Source organism: Cupriavidus sp. HMR-1 (genome assembly GCF_000319775.1).
GTDB classification, from domain to species: Bacteria; Pseudomonadota; Gammaproteobacteria; order Burkholderiales; family Burkholderiaceae; genus Cupriavidus; species Cupriavidus metallidurans.
Map to the genome: position 1 here is coordinate 89,517 of NZ_ANKP01000235.1, position 24,304 is coordinate 113,820.

Genomic DNA, 24,304 nt, shown 5'->3' on the forward strand with positions numbered 1-24,304 from the left:
CCATCCATGGCCTCGACGCGCCTGCGTGCCCTCGGTCTGTACGTGCACTACCAGGAGCTGGTCGGTACCTGGACGCGCAGGCTCAGCAATCGGCACGAGGCCGAGGACCTGTCGCAAGAAGCCATGCTGCGCGTGCTGGAGGCCCGGGTGACGCCCGAGCAGCCGCGCGCCTATCTGCACCAGACCGCCCGTAATATCGCGATCGACACCTTCCGCAAACGAGACGGGCACGAGCACCTGCCGCTTGACAGCATCGAGTCGATTCACGCACCCTCCGGGAATCCCGAGGCAGACCTGCATGCCGTGCAGGTGGTCGCGGGGCTGGAGCGCGCGCTGGCCGAACTGCCCTTGAAGTGCCGCCAGGTCTTTATCTGGCAACGACTGGATGGGTGCTCCCAGCAGGAAATCGCCGAGCGGCTGAATATCTCGAAGAACATGGTCGAGAAATACATGATTCGCGCGATGCGACACCTGCGCGACCAACTGGGCCAACTCTCACCTCAATAGAACGATCTTGTCGATGCCTGCCCCCTATCCGTCTGGCGGCGTCTGCTCCCCCCCAAGCAGCCCATGCAGCGGTCTTGCGCCCCGGTCGAGAATCCGATGAGCCAATCCGTCGACGTCCGCGAAGCCGCGGCGCGCTGGTTCTCGCGCAATCAGGCCCCGGCGCTCAGCCCGGCCGAGCAACAGGCATTTGCCGCCTGGCTGGCGGCCAGCGCCGACCATCGCGCCGAATACGCGGCGCTCGAACGCGTCTGGCAAGCCGCGGCAGCCATCGATCCGGACAGGCTGCGCAGGCTGGCCGTGGATGAAAGCACCTGCCCGACACCCCCACTATCGCCTCCGCTATCGCCTTCACCCTCGCGCCGGGCATCGCCCGGCTGGCGCCCCGCCCTGCTCGGGCTGTGCGCGGCACTGGCCATCGGCATTGGCTGGATCGGCTGGCAGCATGACGCGGCGGTTGCCACCAACGGTGAATACCAGACCGCACCGGGCGAACGCAGAACACTGACGCTCGACGACGGATCGCGCATCGAACTCAATACCCGCTCGCGCCTCGAGATTCATTACAGCGCCGGCACCCGTCGCGTGACCTTGCGCGAGGGCGAGGCGATGTTCGAGGTGTCGCACGACGCCGCGCGCCCGTTCGTGGTTGATGCAGGCATGGGCACCGTTACCGTGACCGGCACCCGTTTCGACGTCCGGCGTGACACATCGGGCGTGGACGTATCGGTCGAATCCGGCTCGGTAGACGTCAGAGGCAGCGCGAAAGACGGCATAAAAGGCAACGCCAGCCGGACACCCGACACGCGCCTGTCCGCAGGGCTCGGCGCGCGCATCGCCAGCGACGGTACCGTGACCGGCGCGTCCTCGATCGACGTGCCCGGCGTCCTGGCCTGGCGCGAAGGCAAGCTCGTCTTCAACGACGCGCCGCTCTCGGCCGTGGCGGCCGAAGTCTCCCGCTATCGGCAACAGCCCGTGCGCGTGGCAGATGCCGCGACGGGCAGCCTGCGCGTCAGCAGCGTGTTCAGCGCCGACGACACGTCGGGCCTGCTGGCCGCGCTACCGCAGATGCTGCCGGTAGGCGTGCGTAACCTGCCAGACGGCAGCACCGAAATTTTTTCGCACTAGGCATTCAGGTTTTTCTTCCGGATTTCGTCTTCCTACCGATAGCCAGCAAAGCCGCGGCTGTCGTGTTCTGAAGTAATCCAAGAAAACCTGACGTGACACATTCAAATTCGACTACGGGGAACCGGGCCGGCGCCGCCGCCCGAGATTTGGGACGGCGTGGGTCCATGGCCGCGCTTGCGGCCGCCGTCCTGATGAGCATGGCCGTGGCACCCGCCACTGCCCAGACGCCGCGCGGTGACGTGCCAATCCACATCGAGGCACAGCCGCTGGCCGATGCCCTGCTGCAACTCGGCCGCCAGACATCGCTGCAACTGTATTTCCCGCCCGAACTGGTGGCGGGCAAACGGGCGCCGGCCGTGAACGGCACGATGCGTCCAGAAGCCGCGCTGGACTCGCTGCTCAAGGGCAGCGGCATCCAGTACCAGCGCAGCGGCAACCAGGGCTTCGTGCTGCGGCCGGTTTCCGCGGCACCGGCCGCAGCACCGGCGATGGCATCCGACACGCTCCACGCCACGGCCCAGCCCACCACCGTGCTGGCCGCGGTGGAGGTCACCGCGTCGCGGACATCGAGCGATCTGGTCCGCCCGACGCGTCAATCGACGGTGCTGGAACGCACCGAACTCGAGGAACTGAAAACGGGCTCGGACAGCCTGGCCACAGTGCTGTCCAAGGTGATCCCCGGCATGGCCGACTCCAGCCACACGGTGACAGACTTCGGCCAGACATTGCGCGGGCGCGGCATGCTGGTGCTGCTCGACGGCATTCCGCTGAACACCAATCGCGACTCCGCACGCAACCTGGCCAATATCGATCCGGCGCTGGTGGAACGCGTGGAGGTGCTGCGAGGCAGTAGCGCGATCTACGGCGGCGGCGCCACGGGCGGTATCGTCTCGATCACCACCCGGCCGGCTGGCGGCGAGCCCAAGGCCGATACCACGGTGACGATGTCCACCCCGCTTTCCCGACTGCGCGCGGACGGCCTGAGCGCCAACGTGCAGCAGCACTTCTCGGGCAGCAGCGGGATGCTCGACTATGCGTTCGACCTTGGCGCGCGCCATATCGGCAATTCGTATGACGCAAAGGGCCAGCGCATTGCGCCAGAGCCGAGCCAGGGCGATCTGTTCGACTCGAACAACTACAACGTCGGCGGCAAGCTCGGCCTGCGCTTCGCGCCCGACCAGCGCATCCAGCTAGCCTTCAGCCATTTTGACGCCAAGCAGGACACGCGCTGGGCATCGGATCCGAGCGTGGCCAAACTGCCGCCGGGCAGCGTGCCCGCACGCGCGCTCGATGGGCTGCAACTTGCCGACCAGAACCAGATCCGCAACACGCTCGTCAATCTCGAATACGAACACCGCGACCTGCTCGGCAGCCAGTTGTCGGCGCAGTTCTACTACCGGAACTACTACAGCCGCTTCACGCCGTTCGACGCCCGCGCCGTGCCCGTGCGCGGCGCCAACGTCGACCAGGCAATGCAGGATTCCGAGGTCTTCGGCAGCCGCCTGACCATCAAGACGCCGCTCGGCGCGGACAAGCGCACCCGCGTGATCTGGGGCATGGACTTCGAGCAGGAGACCAGCGACATGCCCATCGACATCTTCGACCCGAAGGCGTATGACGCCAGCGGCGGCCGGATCTTCAACAAGATCGGCACGCTGACCTACATGCCGCCGATCACCACGCGCAGCATCGGCGGCTTTGCCCAGTTGCAGCACAAGTTCAACGAGCAGTGGTCGACCGAGGGCGGCCTGCGCTACCAGTACGCGCGGGCGAGCTTCAGCGACTTCGTGCCGCTTTCGCAATCGCGGGTGACCAATCCCGCCACCGTCAGCGGCGGCGCGGTCAACTACAGCGCCGTGCTCGGCAATATCGGCGTGGCCTACAAGCCGGTGAAGGACCACGAGTTCTATGCCGCGTTCAGTCAGGGTTTCAACCTGCCCGATATCGGCCTGCAGGTGCGCAATGCGCGCGCGGGATTCGATATCGGCTCGTCCGACCTGCAGCCGGTCAAGACCAATAACTACGAACTGGGCTGGCGTGGCGCGTTCGGCAACACGCTCGGCTCGCTGGCGATCTTCTACACCACGTCGGACCTCGGCGACGTGCAGAGCTTCAACAACGGCCTGATCCTGACGCGCACCGCGGAAAAGATCTATGGCGTGGAAGCATCGGCCGACTATCTGTCCACCGACGAACGCTGGGGCACGGGTGGCACCTTCACCTGGATGCAGGGCCGCGAAACCCCGCAAGGCCGCGATAGCCAACAGATGACCGGATACCGCATCCCGCCGCTCAAGCTGACCGGCTACGTGCAATTCCGCCCCGTGCCGCGATGGAACAACCGGCTTCAAGCCACATTCTTCGCCGGGTACGACTACCGACTGAACGGCGTGACGAGCTTCGGCCGCCGCGACGTGAGCAGCTACACCACGCTCGATCTGATCAGCAGCTACCAGGTCACGAAGAAGGACACGGTCACTGTTGGCATCCAGAACCTGTTGAACCGCTACTACTACCCGCTCTACAGCCAGCTTCTGCGCAACAGCAACAACACAAGCCATCTCCCGGCGGCCGGCATCACGCTTACCGCCACCTACCAGCACCGCTGGTAACGGCGTGACAAGGCTTTTCGGGCCTTGTCACGGCCGAAATTAGTAACGATTCTCATTGCCATGCACAACAGCGCCCTATCAGCAAGGAGATTTGCACCATGGTCTGCAACAGCATCATCGAGAGTATCGGCAACACGCCACTGGTCCAGCTACGCCGCCTCTTCGGCCGCGCGGACGCGGAGGTCTTCGCCAAGCTGGAACTGCTCAATCCGGCCGGCAGCGTCAAGGACCGGCCCGCGCGCTACATCGTGGAGAAAGGCCTGGCCGAAGGGACGATCGGGCCGCACTCTCATATCATCGAAAGCTCGTCGGGCAACCTCGCCATCGCCCTGGCGATGATCTGCGGCCTCAAGGGGCTGCGCTTCACGGCGGTGGTTGATCCCAAGATCTCGCCCACCAACCTGAAGATCCTGCGTTGCTACGGCGCGGGCATCGAGCAGGTGACCGCGAAGGACAGCCAGGGCGGATACCTGGAAACGCGTATCGAGCGGGTGCGTCAGATGCTGCGCGAACAGCGCGATGCGATCTGGATCAACCAGTACGCCAATCCGCTCAACTGGGAAAGCCACTACTACGGCGAGGCCGCCGAGATATTGGCGCAGCTTGCCCAGCCGGCAGATGTGCTGGTGCTCGGCGTCAGCACGTCCGGCACCGTGCATGGCATTGCGCGACGGCTGCGCAAGGCGTGGCCGTCGATGCGCGTGGTAGGCGTCGACGCAGTCGGTTCCGTGCTGTTCGGCCAACCGTCGCAAGCGCGCGAGCTGCCGGGCATTGGCGCCAGCCGCGTGCCGGAATTGCTGTGCCGGGACGAGATCAACGAAGTGATCCATATCGACGACTACACCGCCGCCACGGCGTGCCGGCGCCTGCTGGCGCGCGAAGGCATCTTCGCGGGCGGATCTTCCGGCGCGGTCGTCGCTGCCATCGAGCAGGTCCTACACGCCACGCCGGTCAGCCATCGACCGCTGCGCATTCTCACCCTGTTCCCGGATCGCGGCGAACGCTATCTGGACACCGTTTATGACGACGCCTGGCTCGCACGCATCGCCGCGCGTCGCGCCGTGCCGAACCTCGCCGCCCTTCCCACTGTTGCCTCATTGATCCCCGCCGGAGTGTCCGCATGACCAACTCGCCCACGCTCTCATCCACCGCCTCTCCCTCTGCATCGGACCCCTCCCAGACCAAGCCCGAAATACGCTACCTGAGCCGCGACGACCTGATCGCGCTGGGCGCGGACCACTCCGACGCCTTCGTACAAGCCATTGCCGAAGGCCTCGCCATCCACGCGCGCGGCGAGCATGTGCAGCCGCTCAAGCCCTATCTGCGCTGGTCCGGCGCCGACCATATCGCCGACCGCATCATCGCGATGCCCTGCTACATCGGCGGCGACGACCCGATCGCCGGCATCAAATGGATCGGCAGCCGCCAGCACAACCCCGCGCGATTCGGTCTGGAGCGCGCCAGCGCGGTGATCGTGCTCAACGACGCCACCACCAACTACCCCGTGGCGATCATGGAAGGCGGCCTGATCAGCGGCATGCGCACCGCCGCCATCACGGCGGTGGCCACGCGGCATCTGGCGCGTAGCGGCTTCACCGATGTCGCCTGCATCGGCTGCGGCCCGATCGCCCAGATGCAGATGCAGACGCTCCTCGAGCAATTCCCGCAAATCCGCGCCGTGCACCTGTTCGATCTCTCGCGCGACGCCATGCATGCGATGCGGTCGATGCTCGGCAGCCGCTTTCCCGCCGTGGGCTGGGAACTGTGCGGCAGCGCCGAACTGGCCGTGCGCGCCGCCGACGTGGTGGTGACCTGCACGGTCACCGATACGCCGTACCTCGAACACGCCTGGCTCAAGACCGGCGCCTTCGTCTGCAACGTATCGATCATGGACGTGCACAAGGATGTCTATGAGAAGGTCGACAAGGTGATCGTCGACGACTGGGACCAATCCAACCGCGAAAAGAAGATCATCAACCAGCTCGTGCTCGAAGGCCGCTTCAGCCGCGAGCAGTTGCACGCGGAACTGGGCGAGATCGTGATCGGCAGGAAGCCCGGCCGCGAGCGCGACGACGAGATCATCCTGCTCAATCCGATGGGCATGGCGCTCGACGACATGGTCTGCGCGCGCCACTTCTACCACCTGGCGCTGGAACGAAACGCCGGCACGCGCCTGCCGCTGCTATGAGTGGCGGCTTCCATGAACGCCTGCTGGTGCAGGACCTGATCGACGCGCTGTGGCTGGAGGACCTCCACGGATTCCGCAACCACGCGCGTATCGTGGATCACGACGCAGGCGAAGGCGCGTCGCTCGTCATCGCCCTTGGTCGGGCGGGAGAGCTTCATGCATGCGGGCGACGCCTGCTCGGCATTCGCCCGTTGGCCGTGCAGGATGCCACGTTGACGCTGCGGCGCGATGGCGCCGAGACCACGGTCGATGGTACGGACGCATTGGCGGCACTACAGGGCGCCGACTGGTGGCCGCACTGCAGCGAGCGTTTGCGCGCGCTGTTCGAACTGGCTCGCGCCCAATCCGCCCACACATTCGACCACGAGGACGCCATCGTGGAGAAAGCGCGCGCCGCCCCCGATGTGCTGATGCATTGGGAAGCACTGACTTGCCTCCGTGACCGGCCCTTCCACCCCCTCGCACGCGCCAAGGGTTGGGGGAACAAGGCGCGCCCCGACACGCCCGGTTATCACACCGAAACGGGCCAACCGCTGCAGTTGCGATGGGTGGCCCTACCGCGCAGTCAGGTGCGCGGCAGCGCACGCGTGCCGGAGACCGGACAACCCATCGCCAAAGCCTTGTTGAACCCTCACGCCTTCGAGCGGCTGCACACTTGGGCGGAGACTGCCCGGACCGATGCCTCGCACCTCTGGTTTCCGATGCATCCGTGGCAGCGGCATCATCTGTCCGGCATGTCGTGGATTGATCTGGGCAGCCACGGCGATGCGTGGCCCACGGCTTCGCTTCGTTCGATGGCCGTCCCGGACTCATCGGAGCCATATCCGCTGCACGTAAAGCTTTCGCTCAGCGTGCAAGCCCTGGGCGCAACGCGAACACTGCCACCCCGGTATCTCCACAACGGCGTGCAGGCACAGACATGCCTCGCCCGGCTACAGGCACGTGATGCGTGGCTGGACCAGTACCTGTTCCTGTGCGACGAGCAGGACTGGTGGTCCTTGCGTCAGCACGACGTCCTGACGCGCGAGCCCGGCGAACTGGCTTGCCTGTTGCGCCGCTATCCCGCGCCAGAGCAACTGCCACCCGGTAGCTGGCTGATGCCGATGGCAGCCTGCGCCGCTGTCACCAGCGGCGGCGAACTCCCCGCGTTGCGTGCGCTGGGTGCCAGCGATTCTCAACAGGCATGGGACTGGTTCCGGCGCATCTCCCACCTGTTGCTGGAAGCTGGCCTGCGTTGCTTCGCGCACGGCGTCATGCCCGAGTTGCATGGCCAGAACGTGCTGCTGGTGATCGCCCCGACGGAAAGCGGTCCTGGCCTGCACGGTCTCGTGCTGCGCGATCACGACACGTTGCGCATCTGCCCGGCGTTGATGGCCGACGCTGGTGTGCCGGCACCCGACTATGCCATTGATCGCTCCACGCCCAACACGCTGATCCTGGACGCGCCCGATGCCTTGCTTGCTTACCTGCAGACGCTAGGCATTTGCGTGAACCTGTTCGCAATGGCGGTGGCCATTGCCGACGCGTACGAGGCAGACGAGAACACCGGCTGGCGCATCGTGCGTGAACGGATCGACGCACTGCTACGCGAAGGCGTCATCGCCAGACCTCACGTTGCGGTCATCGTCCGGAATGCCCTGCTGGAAGCCGACACGTGGCCGTTCAAGCAAGTGCTCGCGCCATTGCTCGCCCGGGAAACGATCGGCACGGGAATGCCCAGCGCGATGGGCCGCCTGCCGAATCCGCTGCGCCAGCCAGAGCCATAGTCATGCGTCCCAATCGCCCCCAAACGCTGACGGTACTGCTGGCCACACAGGTGGTGGTCACCACGGGATTAATGACGCTCGTGCCGATTCTGCCGCTCTACCTGCACGCCATGCCGGGCGCCCATGGCACCGACTGGAGCAGCGTCGCGCTGGCCGCGCCTGCGGTCGGGGCGCTCGCGGTGGCGCCGTTCACCGGCATCTGGTGCGATCGCGTCGGTCATCGCCCGGTCTTGCTGGTGTCACTGGTCGTCTTCACGGTCAGCGTGCTGGTCCTGGCCACTTCGCAGCATGTCACCGGATTCATCGTCGGCCGGGTGCTGCAAGGCGCCAGCGCCATCGGCGTGATGCTGACCGCATGCATCGGACACGTAAGCGCACCCGCCTCGCGCAACCGGGCGTTTGGCCTTCAGGAGTCGGCGGTGGCGGCCGGCGCATTGCTGGGCCCGGTGCTCGGCGGCGTGCTGCAGGATGTCTGGTCACCACGCCCGATGCTGTTTGCGGTGGCAGCGCTCAATGCCCTGCTGACGTTGGCGCTGTCGACCCTGTTGCGCGACATGCCGACTCACACCGCGCCAGCACTTTCCACCGGCAAGCGCAAGCCCATCCGCGATGTGCTGATGCTGCGCCGCTGGCTGGCCGCCGCCTGTCTGTCGCAGGCGGGTGCATTCGCGCTCGTCAACGTGTTCGTGCTCTATCTGCAGCAGCGCGCGCCGCACGATGCGCTGCTAGCCAGCAAAGCGGGCACGCTCCACGCGCTCGGCTGGCTAGCGGCGATGCTCGCCAGCCCCTGGTGGGGCGCGCGCAATGATCGCGTGGCGTCCGGGCGGCATTTTCTCCTTGCCGCGTCCGGATGCGCGGCGGCCATTGCACTGCTGCCGCTGGCCACCGCGCTCTGGCAGATCGCGCTGCTCCGCGTGATTCACGGCGCGCTGTTTGCCGCACTGGCGCTGTCCGTGCTCGCACATTGCCATCGGGTGCTTCCCGCAGCGCTGCACGGCACCGCGACGGGCGTGGCGCGTAGCGCAATGACGGCCGGCCAACTCGTCGGACCGCTGGCCGTGATGATCAGTCTGCCGCTCGGTGGCCCGAACGCCGCGCTCTGGGTGACGGCCGCCATGTTCGTCGTATCTGCCCTGCTGGTCCTGCCAGGCCGTTCTCCTTCATTCGCCCCTGTCCATGATGCGAGGTGACACCGTGTCAATACTCTCAGTCGAACCTGCAGTCTCCGTGCTGCACGCCAAACGTGTTTTCTCCGCGACAACCCCTTCGGTCGAACCGGTGGAGCGGCGCCTGATCGAGCAGTTTTTCAACACCTACTGCCGCGAAAGCGGCATCCACGATCCCTGCGGCCACGCTCACCTGCCAGCCGATCATTCTGTTCCCGCCGCGCTCGACCCAACATTGTCGATATGGCAGGCGTCAGGCCTCCGTACTGCCGTGATCGCACTACCCCACGCCGATGGCAACCACCGATGGCTCGCGGCCGCGCTCGACTACGTATCGCCGATCGGATACCACCGGGTCGCACACGCCGCAATGCTCGACCCCGAGGATGGCCAGCCCACGCCACTGGTCCAGGCCGAGGCCCTCGTCGACGCCATCGTCGATGCGCTGGCCGCCAGCTTCCCTGCTGCCGCCACGGACGAATGGCCCGTGCGTTTTGCCGCGCTGATGCGCAACGGTGCGCAGAAGGCCCGGCTCTATCACGCCGATGCGCCCGCACCTTCCGCGCCGTCGACCTTCATCGCCGCCGAGCAGCGGTTGCGCTTCGGCCATGTCTTCCATGGAACATCGAAGGCATCCGAAGGATTCACGCACGATGACCTGCGCCGATACGCGCCCGAGTTCGGCACCGCGTTTCCGCTGCACTACCTGGCGGTCGCCAACGAACACTTCGCATCCCACAGCTCCAATAACGGACCGTTGCCGATCGACCCGGAGGTCATGACGTTCGCTGCGCCCTTGCTGCGCGACGGCGAGTATCGGCTGCTGCCCTGCCACCCCTGGCAAGCTCGACACTTGCTGCAGCAACCCGCCATCCGCGCGCTGATCGCGCGTGGCGCGCTGCTGTCGCTCGGACAACGGGGTGAACTCGCCTGGCCAACGTCCTCGGTACGTACCGTATGGCTGCCACGCCAGCGCCTGTTCCTGAAGCTCGCGATCGATGTGCGGATCACCAATTTCGTCCGCAACAATCCTCCCGAGCACGTGCTGCGTGCGCTCGATGCGAGTCGCGCCATCGCGCGAGTACCGGCATCGGTCCGGGTCAACGATCGCTTCACGGTACTGACCGAGCTTGGTGGCGCGGTGCTGGACATCGATGACCCCGGACTCCGTGCCAGTACCGCGGTGATCTATCGTCAGGGCCTGCCCGAGCGACATGGCGATACCGCCCAGGTGCTGGCGACCGTGCTCGAAGACCCACCACACGGCACGAGTCTGCTTGCGGCCCACTTGCGCCAGGCGCTAGGCGCATCACCAGCCGTGAAAGACGTCAGCCGCTGGTGGGCGCGCTATCTGGAAGTCACCCTGCTGCCGCTGACGCGCCTGTTCGGCGACTATGGCATCAGCCTCGAAGCGCATCTGCAGAACAGCATGGTTGCCTTCCACGAAGGCTGGCCCGCGCACGGCTATGTGCGTGACATGGAGGGCGTCAGCATCAGCCGGGACCGGTATCCCTGGGCGGACGACCTCGACGGCAGCCCGGCGCTCTACGACGACGCCGCGGCGTTGCACCGCTTTGCCTATTACGTGATGGTGAACCACATCGGCCATTGCATCGCGTGCATCGCCCGTACCGGCCATTGCAGCGAGGAAACGCTGTGGCAACAGACTGCCCGCGCCCTGCATGACGACGGCCCCACTGCCCGAACGGTACTGGCACAGCTCGCAGCCATGCCCACGCTGCCCGCCAAGGCCAATCTGCTGAGCTGCTTCGGACGGCATGGCGAAACGCCGGCCTGGGTAGCCATCGACAACCCACTTCATCACCCGCACGCGTAACCGCCATGCAGATCGACGATTATCAAGCCCTGATCCAGAGCGATCACTATCGCCGTGCCACGCAACGCGTGATCCGCCAACTCATGGAGGCGCTGCTGTTCGAGGACGTGTTTCGCGACGTCCACTGGACCGCCGGGTCCGTCACGCTCCCAGCCGTTGCAGCCGATGGCCAACCGGTGCGGTACCGCTGCGCGGTCAGGCGCATCGATGCGTTCGGCCGCATCCGTCTGGACAACGTGATACGCGCACACGGTGGCGACGAGACGGCGGCGGACGATGTATCGCGCCTGCTGCACGAACTCGCCGGCCAGTTCGACGCCGATCCCCAGCGCATTCAGCAGTTCGCGATGGAACTGCTATCCACGCAAATCAAGGATGCGCACTCGCACCATGCAAATGGTGCCAGCGGCCAGTTGCTGCGCGACGCCGACTACGACACCGTCGAGGCACGCCTGACTGGCGCGCATCCCTACCACCCGTCCTACAAGTCCCGCCTTGGTTTCACGATGATCGACAACGCACATTTCGGCCCGGAATGTGCCTCGGCGGTACATCCCGTGCTACTCGCCGCACGGCGGGATCGTTGCTGCGCGTCGGCCAGCGCCACCGTCCCTGGGCAGAACGCTGGCGCCCTGCTGAGCGATGCCACGCGTCAGCGCTTTGATGCGGTGCTGGCCCAGTACGGTATGGACCCGGCCGACTACTTGCCGCTACCGGTCCACCCGTGGCAGTGGGCGGAGGTTGCCGCACCGACGTTCCACGCCGCCTTCGCGCAAGGCGATCTGATCGCCATCGGCACACTGCCCGAGCGCTACCTGCCCCAGCAGTCGATTCGTACGCTGGCCAGTCTGGATCACCCCGGAGCGCCATCGCTGAAACTGGCCATGAACATGGTGAACACGTCGACATCACGCGTGCTGGCGCCGCATACGGTCTGCAACGCCGCGCCGCTGAGCGACTGGCTGGCCTGCCTGGTGGCAAGCACGACGTGGACACCCCCGATGGCGGCGCCGATCCTGTTGCGCGAGGTGGCGGGCGTCAGCTACATGCCGCCGGCACCCGCTCAGGGACAATACGGCGCGTTGTCGTGCATCTGGCGCGAGAGCATCCACGGCCATCTCGCCCCGGGGGAACGCGCGCTGCCGATGACCGCCCTCGCCCATCGCGACAGCGATGGCCAGCCCCTGCTTGCGCCGTGGCTCGATCGGTATGGCGCCGCCACATGGGTGCGCCGGCTGATCGAACGCGCATGGCTGCCGGTGCTGCACCTGCTGTGGGTTCATGGAATCGCGCTGGAATCCCATGCGCAGAACATGCTGCTGATCCACGTGGATGGCCTGCCCCAGCGCGTCGCGCTCAAGGACTTCCACGACGGCGTGCGTTTCTCGCGCCAATGGCTGTCGACGGAGCCGCCCGCGCTGACAGCCCCGCCGCCCGAACACGCGCTGGTCAATCCGAACTCATTCATCGAGACCGACGATGCCGACGAACTGCGCGACTTCACCTGCGACGCCCTGTTCTTCGTCAATCTGGCCGAGTTCGGCGCGATGCTGGCCGACCACGGCTATCTGGAAGAACCCGCGTTCTGGCGCATCGTCGCCGGCGTAATCCGCGACTACCAGGCCGATCGTCCGGATCTGGCCGAACAGTTCGCGCGCTTCGACTGCTTTGCGCCGACCATGGCCATCGAACTGCTTGCAAGCCGCCGCTTTCTGCCGGAAGTCCGCCTGCGCACACGCGACGCGCCGAACCCGCTCGCGAGCGCGCTCGCATCGACGCCCACATCACCGCTCACCTCATCGCTCGCATCGGCGCTCGCATCGGCGCCCGCAACCAGGCTTGCAGCAGACCACGCACCGACGGAGGCATCGTGCAATCGTTGAAGGAGCGCTTGCTCACGCCAGGCAACGAACCGATCGTCGGCCTGTTCTGCTCGACGCCGACGCCGCTCACAGTGGAACTGATCGCCGCCGCTGGCTACGACTTCGCAGTGATCGATCTGGAGCACACGCTGATCGATGGCGCAGTGCTTGGCACGATGCTGCTGGCGGCGCGTGCCAGTGGCATCGCTGCGCTGGTGCGCGTGGCAGCGTTGCATCAGGTGGCACCGGCGCTGGACGCTGGCGCGCAAGGGATCGTTCTCCCACGCATCACCAGTGCAGCGCAGGCAAGCGAAGCGGTGGCTTGCTGCCACCACACCTGCGGCATCCCTACAGGCAAGCGCGGTCTCAATGCCACCTGGCACAGCGGCTACGGCCGGGACGATCTGCGCGATGCCACCGAGGATGCCGCACGGCACACGCTCGTGGTGGCAATGATCGAAGACGCCGCGGGCTTGCGCAACGCCGATGACATCGCGGCGCAACGGGGCGTCGACGTGCTGCTCGAAGGTGCGGCCGATCTCTCGCAGTCGCTGGGCGTGCCGTGGCAAACCCGCCATCCGCACGTGCGCGACGCCGTGGATACGATCGCCGCCGCCGCGCTGCGTCATGACAAACACTTCTGCGCCCTGCCCCGCACACCCGATGACGCCGTCGCATGGCGTGCACGGGGCACGCGGATGATGGTGCTTGGCGACGATCGCGGCATCGCCCGCCGTGCGATGGCCGCCCACCGGCAGGCGTGCATTGCCTAGCAGCATGAGGACATAAGCTGCCTCGAACAGGAACAACCATGGATCTGACACACGTTACCCGCTACATCGCCGGGCGGGATACTCGCGAGCCAGTCTGCGCCTATCTCTACGATCTCGACGATCTGCGCCTGCGCACGACGCGCTTGCGGGCGGCGCTGCCGGAGCAATGCGCACTGTATTACGCCGTGAAGGCCAACAGCGACGCGCCCGTCCTTCGGGCCCTGCTGGGTGTAGCCGATGGTTTCGAAGTGGCCTCGTTCGGCGAGATCGAGCGCGTCCGCGGCGTCGATGCCGAAGTACCCATCGCATTCGGCGGCCCGGGCAAGACCGATGCCGAACTCGAAGGCGCGCTGCGTCTTGGCGTCGGCATGATTCACGTGGAAAGCTCGCTGCAGCTAAGTCGGCTGGATGCCGTAGCAAGACGGCAGGGCCGCTGCGCCGATGTGCTGCTTCGCGCGAACCCCGCCTACGGTCTGCCCGGCGCCACGCTCCAGATGGGCGGCAGCGCCACGCAGTTCGGCATCGACGAGGCCCTACTACCCGATGCGCTGGCGCTGTCCCGCACGATGCCCAATGTGCGCGTGGTTGGCCTGCATGTGCACGCCGGGTCAAACAGTCTCGATGCCGACACCCATCTGGCCCTGATCGGCCGCCATATCGCGCTGGCCAAGCGCCTGCGCGACCTGCACGGCCTGACACTCGAGTGGCTGAACGTCGGTGGTGGCATCGGTATCGACTATCAGAATCCAGAGCGCCACTTCGACTGGGACCGCTTCTGCCATGGACTGGCCGCCCTGCTGCGGGAGACGGCGCCGAATACGCGCATCGTCTTCGAGTGCGGCCGCTTTATCAGCGCGGGCTGTGGCTGCTATGTTGCCGAGGTCATCGACCTGAAGCGGAACCACGACAAATGGTTCGCCGTGCTGCGCGGCGGCACTCACCACTTCCGGCTGCCCGTGTCATGGCAGCACAACCATCCGTTCCAGGTGCTGCCGAATGACCACTGGGACTATCCGTTTCCGAGGCCCGTGGTTGAGCGGCAGCCGGTGACGCTGTGTGGCGAACTCTGTACGCCGAAGGATGTGCTGGCGCGCGAGGTGCCAGTGGATCGGCTGCGTGTCGGAGATCGCATCGCTTTCACCATGGCCGGCGCGTACGGCTGGCATATCTCCCACCACGACTTCCTGAGCCATCCGCACCCCGAGCGCGTGTTCATCGGCGGTCAACCTTGATCCCACCGGGACGATACGAAAGGAATGCTTGCCCCGGGGGCGCGCGCGATATACGGTGAAATCGGACGGTCCGGTGGTGTGTCGTGCTCACCGGCCGGTCCGGTAACGATCGGGAGCGCGTGCCACGGCGCGCCGTTCCGCAAGGAGAACAACCATGATGGAAATTCTGGACGGCTTTCCCGCCAACGTCGTCGCAGTGCACGGCAACGGCAAGCTGACGCGGGATGACTACGAGAAGGTGCTGATTCCCGCCATCGATGCGGTGCTGACCGGCCGCGAGAAGGTGCGCCTCTACTACGAGCTGGGGCCCGACTTCACGATAACGAGCATGGAGCCCGGCGCCCTGTGGGACGATTTCAAGCTCGGCGTGTCGCACTACCTGAAATGGGAATCCGTTGCGGTGGTCACCGACCATGACTGGGTTCGGCACTCGATCAATGTGTTCCGGTTCCTGGTGCCCGGGCAAATCCGCACGTTCACAATGAGCCAGTCCCGCGAAGCCCGCGAGTGGATCGTCGGGTAGATGCCCGGGCCGTCGTCATGCCGGGTGGCACATCGCCGCCCGGCATGACGAGGCACGCTTAGTAGTCCACGGTCATGGACAGCTTGAACGTGCGAGGTTGGCCAACCACCAGATAGCCGCCATACGACGAGGCCCAGTAATCCTTGTCCGCAAGGTTTTCCACCGACGCACGCATCGTGTAGCGCATCTGCGCGGCCTTGAACGTGTATCGCGCGCCCAGATCGAAACGGTTCCAGGACGGCAGGCTGATCGTGTTGGTCGCATTGGCTTGCTGGCTGCCGGTCTGGATGTACCGACCCGAGACGGTCAGCCCCGGCACGAAGGGCAGGTCGTATTCGGCACTCGCCGTCAGCGTGTAGTTCGGCACGCCGATCGCCTCCTTGCCCTCGGTCGCGGCATTGCCGGTGTTTGACATCTTCGTATCGATATAGCCGATGCCGCCCAGCAGACGGAGCCCGCGTACCGGCTCGCCAAACACGCTCCACTCGACGCCACGGTTGCGCTGCTCGCCAGCCACCGAGAATATGTTCCCTTGCGTAATGCCGTTGGGCTGCTTGATCTGGAAGAACGCAAGCGTTGTGCCGTACTTGCCTGCATCGTATTTGACGCCAGCCTCATCCTGCTTCGACTTGATCGGCGGGAATACGTCGTTCCGGTTCGTAGCGCTCGACGGCGGCGTCGGCCCGGCGGCCAGTCCCTCGATATGGTTGTAGTACACCGACAGGTTCTGGAGCGGCTTGATCACGATGCCGAACATGGGCGACGTTGCCGAGTCGCCATATGGGGTGACCACGTTGGTGCCGTAGGCGTAGCCGCGCGTGTTGATCACTTGATGCCGGACGCCTGCGGTAAGCAGCACGCGGTCGTCCAGGAACGACATCGTGTCAGCCACCGACACGCCGTTCAGGTTCGTACGGCCAGTCACCTGCGGATCGGTCATGCTGCTGCCCGAATATGCCGTGGCTGGACGCGCAACGACAGGGGCATCGTAAAGGTTGGTCGCGTACGTGCGGGACATTTCGTAGGCCGACCGTTTCTCCTGCTCCAGTCCGGACCACCCCAGATTCACGCTGTGCTTGACGGGACCCGTCACGAAGCGACCCCGAATCCCAACCTCTCCGGTGGTTGTGTCCTGCTTGAACGGCACGCTGAGCCGCTGCGAGGTGCCGAAACCGTCGTTACCGACGGTGGCACCACCGTAGTTGCCGAACTCGTTGCTGTGGTGCATGCCGAATGCCGCATACGCCGTCCAGTCCTTCGCAAAGTCGTACTCGGCGCGAATCGTCCCCCACGTATCCTCGAGCATCGAGTTCGTCCAGGGTTGTGCGAAATTCGAACTCGCCGACGGCACGGGCGGCAGGGCCGTCGTTCCCGAGGCCAGCTGGATCGTGCTTCTTCCCTGATTCACTGTCTGCTTCTGATAGCCAAAATCGGCATTGACGCGAAACGCCTCGCCCTGGTAATCCAGCCCGAGCGTCAGCAGGCGTTGCTGACGGTTCTCCGCATCGACCGGCGTATCACCTCCACGCGCCATCGCGTTGACCCGCACCCCAAACTCCTTGGCGTTGCCAAAGCGGCGGCCGACATCGACTGCTCCGCCCACTTGGGCGTCACTGGTGTAGTCGATCGTTGCCTGCGTAATCGGTGCCACCGTGGCGTACTTCGGGACGAGGTTGATGCCCCCGCCAATGCCGGTACCGGTTGGCGATACACCGTTGAGGAACGCGCTGGCACCGCGGAAGGTTTCCACCCGATCGACCGCCTCCGCAGCCACGAGCTGACGCGGCGCGATGCCGAACAGGCCGTTCCAGCCCAGGTCGTCGCCTGTCAGCTGGAAACCGCGCACCATGTACGTCTCGGAGAAATTGCCGAAGCCATAGCTGGTGCGGATAAAGGGATCGTCAGCCAGCACGCCGGCAATACTGCGTGCCTGCTGATTCTGGATGGCCTGCGACGTGTACGTCGTCATGCTGAACGGCACATCCATGAAGTCCTGATTGCCAAGCACGCCAAGCCGGCCACCGCGTGCGACCTGCCCGCCCGCATAGGACGGCGGCAACTGATCGGGAGTTGCGTCGCCGTGCACGGTCACGGCGGGCAACGTCGCCGCGGCTTGCGGCGCGCCCGACGATTGGGATGGCTGCGCATCTGCCTGTGCCAGCGCCACGGACGGCAATACGCCGGCTGCCGCCAGCGCCACGACCAGATGGCGCAGGTAAATCGGGGATGGCCGCAAGGCACGCGGTTGAACACTACGCTCTACAGCAAGAGACAAGATAAGACTCCAAAAGGAAATAACCCCCTTGCGCCACGGCCCGATCCAGAAGCCATGAGGGCAAGGCATAACCCGTGTCCGCGAATGTTTTTTCCCACCCGTTCGCTACTGAGAGCAGATCAATGCGAGGGCAGTGGTAACGCCAATGCCGATCGCCACGTGTGCAAGACGTGGCGTGGCACGAGGCGCCCAGGTGAATGCGCTGATCGCAGTCAGCGCACCGATTGTCAGAAGGCCAGTCCAGTAGATGACGCCGAAAGCCCAGCCCTCGGCGAGCACACATGCAGCCAGCGCCGCCAGTAGCGCCAGCGTGCCGAGCACGCGCAGCCGCGCGACACGTGCGGGGGACGGCGCGCTGCCACGCCCGAACATGTCGGCGTGATGGCGCTCGATGGCCTGGGCTAGCCACGTAAAGCCGCCCACGGCAAAGGCAAGGCCGACGACGCTCGCGGCTGGCTCGACGCTCATGGCGACACCTCCGCCGCGCCGTGCCTGGCGGCAGGGACTGCGCGTTTTCCGGGGCGCCGTTTGCCAAGCATCCATGCGGCGGCACCGATACCAATGCCGATGGCAAGCACGGTCAGATCGAAGCCGGCGACGGCAATCGGGCCGTGGCGCAGCGTCACCCCGAGGTGCGAGGTAGTGGTGAAGGCGTTGAGCACAGGGAGTCCCGCAAACAACCCCGCTCCGGTCCACAGCAGCACGCGCCACATCTCCCGCGTGGGTTTCCATTGCGCCAGCAGCACCGCCACCGCCCAGGCGCCGAAGAAGGCCTGGATCTCCATGCTGGATCGCTGGGACATGTCGGCCGGAAGCAGCCGATTCGCCCAGAAGTAGGCAGCGAAGGCAATCGGCAAACCCGCGATGACACCGAGATTGAGGGCCTCGACGAGCCGCAGCCCGAACGGCACGCGCCCGGTGGCGGCGATATGCTTTGCATGGCTCTGGCGCGTCTTGACCGCCCATAGCAACGCGCCAGTGGCCACCATCAGCGCGCCGGCCAGCCCGGAGACAAAGAACAGCGCACGCAGTAATGGCGGCGCGAAATGCGCCACGTGCAAGCCGACCATCGTGCTGCGTGTGGCGCTGGCCGCGGCCACGCTTTCGCCAAGCGCGGACTGAACGGCACCAGTGGTGCCCGAAAACACCATGACCGGCAGCGTGGTGCCGATATCGCGGCTCTCCGCACGCGTCAGGGAGACGGTGGCATTGGCATTGTTGGGCTGCTCCACCGCTATCCGCTGCGGCGGCGTGCCATGCCAGCGCGCCATGGCCTGCTCCACCATCGGCGCGATCGGCGCCAGTGCCGCTGCTTCGTTCGCCGCTTTGACGCGCGGCGCGCGTGCCGCGAGTTCGGCGGTGAATGCCTTCTCGTCGCCCTTGTAGACAGCCTGGATGCCCCACGGCATGTACATGAACAGGAGCGTCACCAGGCCCGTATAGGTGATCATCAGGTGGAATGGCAGCGCCAGTACCGCCAGGGCGTTGTGCGCATCGAGCCAGGAGCGGGGGCCCTTGCGCGGACGGAACGTGAAAAAATCCGTGAAGATGCGCCGATGCGTGATCACGCCGCTGATGATCGCCACGAGCATGAACATCGCGCAGATGCCCACGATCCAGCGTGCCTGGACCGCGGGCATGTAGTGCAAGTCGAAATGCAGCCGATAGAGGAATTCGCCACCACGCGTATCGCGCGCGCCGGGAATCGGCATACCCGTGCGGGCATCGAGCGTGCGTGATTCGAGGCGCGCGCGATTGCCCTTGCCGGCATCAGCCGGGCCGGGCTTGCGCAACCAGAATACGGAGATCGCGGGACGCCGGGCGTCCGGCAGATTGATGAACCAGCGCTCGGCGCCAGGCGCCTCGCGTTGCAGGTATGCGTAGGCACGCTGCGCGACATCAGCGGCGGATACGTCTCCATCCGACGACGCGTGCAGCTCCGGCTTCATCCATAGCGAGATCTCGTCCTTGACGTAGCTTGCCGTGCCGCCGCAGAACACCAGGAACAGGACCCAGCACACCAACAGCCCCGACCACGTATGCAGCCAGGCCATCGACTGCCTCAACCCCTGCCCCTTCTTCAGTTCAGCCATCACGCACCGCGCAAGATCAACCACCCGGCGGCCATCAACACGCCAGGCACACACAACCCGACCCAGGCGCGCCAGGCGGTACTGGCCACGAACACCCAGATGACGGCCAACGCAAACCAGAGGAACGACATCAACGTGGCCGTCATCACGGCTTCCGACCGGGTGACATTCGTCCACCGCACCAGTGCCAGCGACAGGCAGCCAGTACAGAGTGCCGCCACCGCATAACCACCAACAACGGCGGCAATCACCCGCGAGCCGATTGCCACGCGATATCCAACCGACACACGCTGTTTCATGATTCGACGACTTCCACTCAGGCCCGACAAACACAAACGCATATGATAATGGTTTGCATTACGGATTTGAGCAGGAAGCGATGAACGACGGCTGTACGTCGGATAAGACATTGGCAGACATGTTGCTTTCTCGACGAATCGGTGCCGCGTATGGGGCAAAAAGATAGCTACAGCGCTCTTTTGTGGCCGATCGGATGCCTCTCTCCTGGCAACGACCCGAACATCGCCCCTCGTTTGACCCTCATCTGAACATCGTAATAAATGCAAATCATTTGCATTCGTATTAGTATTCCGGTCGAATTCAGCCGCATCCGGGTGCGGAGCCACGCACCAGAACAACAACAATCCAGGAAGTCTGTATGTCCATGCTTGATTCACTCGACAGGCACGCGAGCTTGCGCGCGCGTAATTCGACGCGTTCGGCGCGCCCGCTGCCGATCCTGTCGCCGGTAGCCATTGCCGCGCTGAGCTTCAGCCTTTCGCAGCCAGCGCAGGCACAGTCGCAGGACACAGCCGACGCGACCATGTTGCCGGCGGCTACCGTGGTGGCGGACCGCTCCGGGGAGGCCGTCAAAGTGGAACGGGTCAATAGCGGCGCGCTGGGCGACCGCAAGCCCGTGGATACGCCCTTCTCCGTGGTGGCCGTATCGGGCGACGAGATCCAGCAACGCCTGGCGCAGACGGCCAACGACGTGTTCAAGTACGACCCGGCCGTGTCGGTGCTGGGCGATAACGCGCGGACCGAGAACTCCTACTTCGCCGTGCGCGGCATGCGCGTGGACATGCTCAATGGCACCAAGGTGGATGGGCAGAACTTCGTCACGTGGGATGCCGACATGCCACTCGAACCATTCGAACAGGTGGAACTGCTCAAGGGGCTGTCAGGCTTCATGTACGGCTTCGGCTCACCCGGCGGCATCATCAACTATGTGGTGAAACGTCCGACGGACAAGCCATTGCGAGAAGTCACGGTCGGCTACCAGGCCAACAGCGTCTGGAGCGAGAAGGTCGACCTCGGCGGTCGCTTCGGCGTGGATGACCGCTTCGGCTATCGGATCAATGCGGTCAACGAGGATGGCAACACCAACGAGCCAAACGTGCATGTGCGGCGCCAGGCCTTCTCGCTGGCCACGGATTTCCGCATCACCCCGGACCTCACATGGAATGCCGACGTCATGTACTGGAAGCGCAAGTCGCAGGGCACGATCTTCGGCCTGTCGTTCGCGTCGGACCTGTCCATTCCGCCCGCCAGCAGCGTGGCCCGGAATCTGGCACAGCCGTGGTCGTCGCACGAGACCGACACGCTTACCGTAGGCACCGGCGTGGACTACCGCATCAACGATGCCTGGCAGGCCAGCTTCAAGTATCGATTTGCGCGCCAGAACCGGCTTAACGCCGACAGCTTCCTGTACGTTACCAATAGTGCCGGGGATTTCTCCGACACTAACTACCGCTGGAAGACCGCCTACTACTACCAGGCGTACGACGCAATGGTGCAGGGCAAGTTCGAGACGGGTGCGATCAAGCACGATATCGTTGCCGGCATTGGCTACCTCTCGCAGGTGCGCGAACTCGACAACGGTCTTGGCGGCAATGGCATCCCCATGGGCACCAGCAATCTGTATAACCCGGTGCCGCTGCCCGAGCAGCCGGGCGTGGGCAAGGACTACATCCCGTACCGCGACTACAGGATTCAGCAGAAATCGGTCTACCTGAGCGACACAATCCAGTTCACGCCACGTTTTTCGGTACTGGCCGGCGTGCGCTACAACGACTTCACGCAGGACAACTACGATCCGTCGCAAGTCAAAACCTCGCACTACAGCGCGACTCCGTTCACCCCAACCGTTGCGCTGATGTACAAAACCGACGACTTCTCCACGGCGTATGTCAGCTACGTGGAGTCGCTGGAGCAAGGAGGCTCGGCGGGCGTCACCAATGTCAACGCCGGGCAGACCTTTGGCCCACTCAAGAGCCGGCAGTATGAACTTGGATTCAAGACCGACCGCGACAAGTGGGGCGCCAACGTCGCGCTGTTCCGCGTCGAAAAGGGCTACGAGTACACCAACTCGGCCAACTACTTCGTGCAGGACGGCAGCCAGCGTTTCACCGGTCTGGACACAAGCGGCTGGTTGCGCGTAGCACGCGATATACGGCTGATGGGTGGTGTGTTGTGGCTCGACACGAAGACCTCTGGCGTCGACGATCCCCTGGTCAATGGCAAGCGTGTGTTCGCCACGCCGAACTACATCGTGACAGGCCGCATCGAGTACGACACCCCGTTCGCCCCCGGCCTGACGCTGTGGACCGGCGCCAAGGTAACCGGCGATATGTATGTCAATTCGGCCAACACGCAGCACATACCGTCATACACCACCGCCGATGTCGGCGCGCGCTACACCACACGCATGGCCGGCAAGACGCTGACGGTGCGCGCTGTGGTCAACAATGTGTTTGGACGCCGGTACTGGACGACCACGTACGATGGCTTTGTCCTGCCAGCGTCAACACGCACGTTCCTGGCAAACGCGTCGCTGCAGTTCTGACGGACACGCGCACCATCAGCATCCATTGGCTGCCCCGGCTGGGCCCGGCTACCACCTGATCTCAGATATCGGCTGGCACTCGAGGTGGCGCTTCAAGGAAGCGCAACGGTCGACCCAGAGGTGTCGTCCCGACGAGCGCTTCGTCCCGCACGACGATGTGGCCACGCACCACGGTATGGATCGGCCAGCCCGTAACGCCGATGCCGTCATAGGGCGTCCATCCGCTGACACTCGCGATCCAGTCGTTGCGGATGGTCCTGCGAGCCTCCAGATCGACCAGCGTCAAGTCGGCGTCGTAGCCAAGCGCGATACGGCCCTTCCCTTCGACACCGAAGATCCGGGCCGGTCCGGCGCTTGTCAGGTCGACGAATCGCTGAAGGCTCAATTGACCACGATGCACATGATTCAGCATCACCGGCACCAGTGTCTGCACACCGGTCATGCCGCTGGGCGAAGCTGGATATGGACGACTCTTTTCCTCAAGCGTGTGAGGCGCATGGTCACTACCGATGACATCGACGACGCCCTCGCGAATCGCTTGCCATAGGGCGTCCCGGTGGCGACGTTCACGCACCGGAGGATTCATTTGTGCCAGCGTCCCCAGGCGCTCGTAGCATTCTGGCGCCTCCAGGGTCAGGTGGTGCGGCGTCACTTCAACTGTCACGCGATCCTTCCGATCCGATAGGAAGGCAATCTCTTCGGCAGTCGAAACATGCAGGATATGAAGGCGCCGCCCAGTATCCCCGGCAAGCGTCACGATGCGCTGCGTGGCCAGCAATGCGCTGCTGGCGTCGCGCCAGACCGGGTGCTGGCGCACGTCGCCGCTCGACTCGGCGATGACCTTGCGGTCGCGCAGGCGGGCCTCATCCTCAGCATGCACGGCCATCCTGCGGCGGCCGTGCGCCAGGATCCGACATAGCACCTCGTTTTCATCCGCCAGCAGGTCGCCAAACGAGCTGCCCATGAAGACCTTCACGCCAGCACAGCCAGGCAGACTCTCCAGGTACTCCAGATGCTCGGCATTTACGGACGACCCGCCGATGTAGAACGCGTGGTCGCACCACGCTCGTCCCCGTGCCGCATCAAGCTTCGCCTGGAGATCCTCTGCACGCAATGTGAGCGGTTGCGTGTTCGGCATCTCGAATACCGCCGTGACGCCGCCTAGCACCGCACCGCGCGTGCCGGCCTCCAACGTTTCCTTGTGCGTCAAGCCGGGCTCCCGGAAATGCACCTGACTATCGATAACGCCCGGCAGTACGTGCAGACCCTTCGCGTCGAGCGTGGCATCGGCCGCCCATGAGTGCTGCAGGTCTCCAAGCGCCACGATGCGACCGGCCGCACATGCGACATCGGCGCGCTCGACACCGTTGGGGGTGGCGAGGGTGCCGCCAATCACCAGCAGGTCCGCATGGCGGCGTGCCGATGACCGCCCAACATCGGTGAATGTTCCATCCATCATGCTGTGCCCTCCATGATTGTGCGTGGCAGCGTAGGAGCAAC

Annotated in this window: 18 protein-coding genes; 13 read left to right on the top strand and 5 right to left on the bottom strand. The window is 65.0% G+C overall.

Annotation, left to right across the window (positions count from 1 at the left end):
* Positions 1-6 precede the first annotated feature (6 nt).
* The 12 genes from D769_RS24490 (at position 7) to D769_RS24545 (ending at position 15,591) form a co-directional block, all read left to right on the top strand.
* A complete protein-coding gene (locus D769_RS24490) occupies positions 7-507 on the top strand; it encodes a sigma-70 family RNA polymerase sigma factor (protein WP_008650559.1) in 501 nt (166 codons plus the stop codon).
* Between the two features lie 96 nt (positions 508-603).
* A complete protein-coding gene (locus D769_RS24495; RefSeq protein ID WP_008650561.1) occupies positions 604-1,632 on the top strand; it encodes a FecR family protein in 1,029 nt (342 codons plus the stop codon).
* Between the two features lie 197 nt (positions 1,633-1,829).
* Complete coding sequence (locus tag D769_RS24500) at positions 1,830-4,244, top strand: TonB-dependent receptor (protein WP_241227900.1); 2,415 nt, start codon at positions 1,830-1,832, stop codon at positions 4,242-4,244.
* Between the two features lie 98 nt (positions 4,245-4,342).
* Positions 4,343-5,368 (top strand): 2,3-diaminopropionate biosynthesis protein SbnA, encoded by a 1,026-nt coding sequence (sbnA, locus tag D769_RS24505; RefSeq protein WP_008650565.1) that lies wholly within the window; start codon positions 4,343-4,345, stop codon positions 5,366-5,368.
* Complete coding sequence (gene sbnB / locus D769_RS24510) at positions 5,365-6,432, top strand: 2,3-diaminopropionate biosynthesis protein SbnB (protein WP_008650566.1); 1,068 nt, start codon at positions 5,365-5,367, stop codon at positions 6,430-6,432. Before sbnA ends, sbnB begins: the two co-directional genes overlap by 4 nt.
* Positions 6,429-8,198, top strand: a complete 1,770-nt coding sequence (locus tag D769_RS24515) for an IucA/IucC family protein (protein WP_008650567.1) — start codon at positions 6,429-6,431, stop codon at positions 8,196-8,198. Before sbnB ends, D769_RS24515 begins: the two co-directional genes overlap by 4 nt.
* A 2-nt stretch (positions 8,199-8,200) precedes the next feature.
* Positions 8,201-9,388, top strand: a complete 1,188-nt coding sequence (locus D769_RS24520; protein WP_008650568.1) for an MFS transporter — start codon at positions 8,201-8,203, stop codon at positions 9,386-9,388.
* 4 nt (positions 9,389-9,392) lie between these two features.
* The gene (locus D769_RS24525; RefSeq protein ID WP_241227898.1) at positions 9,393-11,201 is read left to right on the top strand and encodes an IucA/IucC family protein; all 1,809 of its coding nucleotides are present in this window, start codon (positions 9,393-9,395) and stop codon (positions 11,199-11,201) included.
* A 5-nt stretch (positions 11,202-11,206) separates the two neighbouring features.
* Positions 11,207-13,084, top strand: coding sequence for an IucA/IucC family protein (locus D769_RS24530; protein ID WP_008650570.1), 1,878 nt, complete (start codon positions 11,207-11,209; stop codon positions 13,082-13,084).
* On the top strand, positions 13,072-13,836 hold the full coding sequence (locus D769_RS24535) for an aldolase/citrate lyase family protein (RefSeq protein WP_040011228.1): 765 nt from the start codon (positions 13,072-13,074) through the stop codon (positions 13,834-13,836). Before D769_RS24530 ends, D769_RS24535 begins: the two co-directional genes overlap by 13 nt.
* A gap of 38 nt (positions 13,837-13,874) precedes the next feature.
* Positions 13,875-15,068, top strand: coding sequence for a type III PLP-dependent enzyme (locus D769_RS24540; RefSeq protein WP_008650572.1), 1,194 nt, complete (start codon positions 13,875-13,877; stop codon positions 15,066-15,068).
* Positions 15,069-15,222: 154 nt separating this feature from the next.
* Positions 15,223-15,591: an STAS/SEC14 domain-containing protein gene (locus D769_RS24545; RefSeq protein WP_008650574.1), complete on the top strand. Its 369-nt coding sequence runs from the start codon at positions 15,223-15,225 to the stop codon at positions 15,589-15,591.
* Positions 15,592-15,649: 58 nt separating this feature from the next.
* Here the strand turns inward: D769_RS24545 and D769_RS24550 are convergent, their stop codons facing one another.
* From D769_RS24550 to D769_RS24565, 4 genes are all read right to left on the bottom strand, one after another.
* On the bottom strand, positions 15,650-17,866 hold the full coding sequence (locus D769_RS24550) for a TonB-dependent siderophore receptor (RefSeq protein WP_241227899.1): 2,217 nt from the start codon (positions 17,864-17,866) through the stop codon (positions 15,650-15,652).
* A gap of 105 nt (positions 17,867-17,971) precedes the next feature.
* Positions 17,972-18,334 carry a DUF3325 domain-containing protein gene (locus D769_RS24555; RefSeq protein ID WP_008650577.1) on the bottom strand — a complete coding sequence of 121 codons (363 nt, stop codon included), beginning with the start codon at positions 18,332-18,334 and terminating at the stop codon, positions 17,972-17,974.
* Complete coding sequence (locus D769_RS24560; protein WP_008650578.1) at positions 18,331-19,959, bottom strand: PepSY-associated TM helix domain-containing protein; 1,629 nt, start codon at positions 19,957-19,959, stop codon at positions 18,331-18,333. The genes D769_RS24555 and D769_RS24560 overlap by 4 nt, the downstream gene beginning before the upstream one ends.
* On the bottom strand, positions 19,959-20,258 hold the full coding sequence (locus D769_RS24565) for a DUF3649 domain-containing protein (protein WP_008650580.1): 300 nt from the start codon (positions 20,256-20,258) through the stop codon (positions 19,959-19,961). The genes D769_RS24560 and D769_RS24565 overlap by 1 nt, the downstream gene beginning before the upstream one ends.
* 359 nt (positions 20,259-20,617) lie before the next feature.
* Between D769_RS24565 and D769_RS24570 the strand changes: the two genes are divergently transcribed.
* Positions 20,618-22,804: a TonB-dependent siderophore receptor gene (locus D769_RS24570; protein WP_008650582.1), complete on the top strand. Its 2,187-nt coding sequence runs from the start codon at positions 20,618-20,620 to the stop codon at positions 22,802-22,804.
* A 61-nt stretch (positions 22,805-22,865) separates the two neighbouring features.
* Here D769_RS24570 and D769_RS24575 read toward each other — a convergent pair whose 3' ends face one another.
* Positions 22,866-24,263: a dihydroorotase gene (locus D769_RS24575; RefSeq protein WP_008650592.1), complete on the bottom strand. Its 1,398-nt coding sequence runs from the start codon at positions 24,261-24,263 to the stop codon at positions 22,866-22,868.
* Positions 24,264-24,304 lie beyond the last annotated feature (41 nt).

Coding starts and splice junctions, on each gene's coding strand:
- D769_RS24575 (WP_008650592.1), bottom strand. CDS start 24,263: ATGATGGATGGAACATTCACCGATGTTGGGCGGTCATCGGCACGCCGC.
- D769_RS24515 (WP_008650567.1), top strand. CDS start 6,429: ATGAGTGGCGGCTTCCATGAACGCCTGCTGGTGCAGGACCTGATCGAC.
- D769_RS24555 (WP_008650577.1), bottom strand. CDS start 18,334: ATGAGCGTCGAGCCAGCCGCGAGCGTCGTCGGCCTTGCCTTTGCCGTG.
- D769_RS24565 (WP_008650580.1), bottom strand. CDS start 20,258: ATGAAACAGCGTGTGTCGGTTGGATATCGCGTGGCAATCGGCTCGCGG.
- D769_RS24520 (WP_008650568.1), top strand. CDS start 8,201: ATGCGTCCCAATCGCCCCCAAACGCTGACGGTACTGCTGGCCACACAG.
- D769_RS24560 (WP_008650578.1), bottom strand. CDS start 19,959: ATGGCTGAACTGAAGAAGGGGCAGGGGTTGAGGCAGTCGATGGCCTGG.
- D769_RS24500 (WP_241227900.1), top strand. CDS start 1,830: ATGGCCGTGGCACCCGCCACTGCCCAGACGCCGCGCGGTGACGTGCCA.
- D769_RS24495 (WP_008650561.1), top strand. CDS start 604: ATGAGCCAATCCGTCGACGTCCGCGAAGCCGCGGCGCGCTGGTTCTCG.
- sbnA (WP_008650565.1), top strand. CDS start 4,343: ATGGTCTGCAACAGCATCATCGAGAGTATCGGCAACACGCCACTGGTC.
- D769_RS24490 (WP_008650559.1), top strand. CDS start 7: ATGGCCTCGACGCGCCTGCGTGCCCTCGGTCTGTACGTGCACTACCAG.
- D769_RS24545 (WP_008650574.1), top strand. CDS start 15,223: ATGATGGAAATTCTGGACGGCTTTCCCGCCAACGTCGTCGCAGTGCAC.
- sbnB (WP_008650566.1), top strand. CDS start 5,365: ATGACCAACTCGCCCACGCTCTCATCCACCGCCTCTCCCTCTGCATCG.
- D769_RS24540 (WP_008650572.1), top strand. CDS start 13,875: ATGGATCTGACACACGTTACCCGCTACATCGCCGGGCGGGATACTCGC.
- D769_RS24530 (WP_008650570.1), top strand. CDS start 11,207: ATGCAGATCGACGATTATCAAGCCCTGATCCAGAGCGATCACTATCGC.
- D769_RS24570 (WP_008650582.1), top strand. CDS start 20,618: ATGTCCATGCTTGATTCACTCGACAGGCACGCGAGCTTGCGCGCGCGT.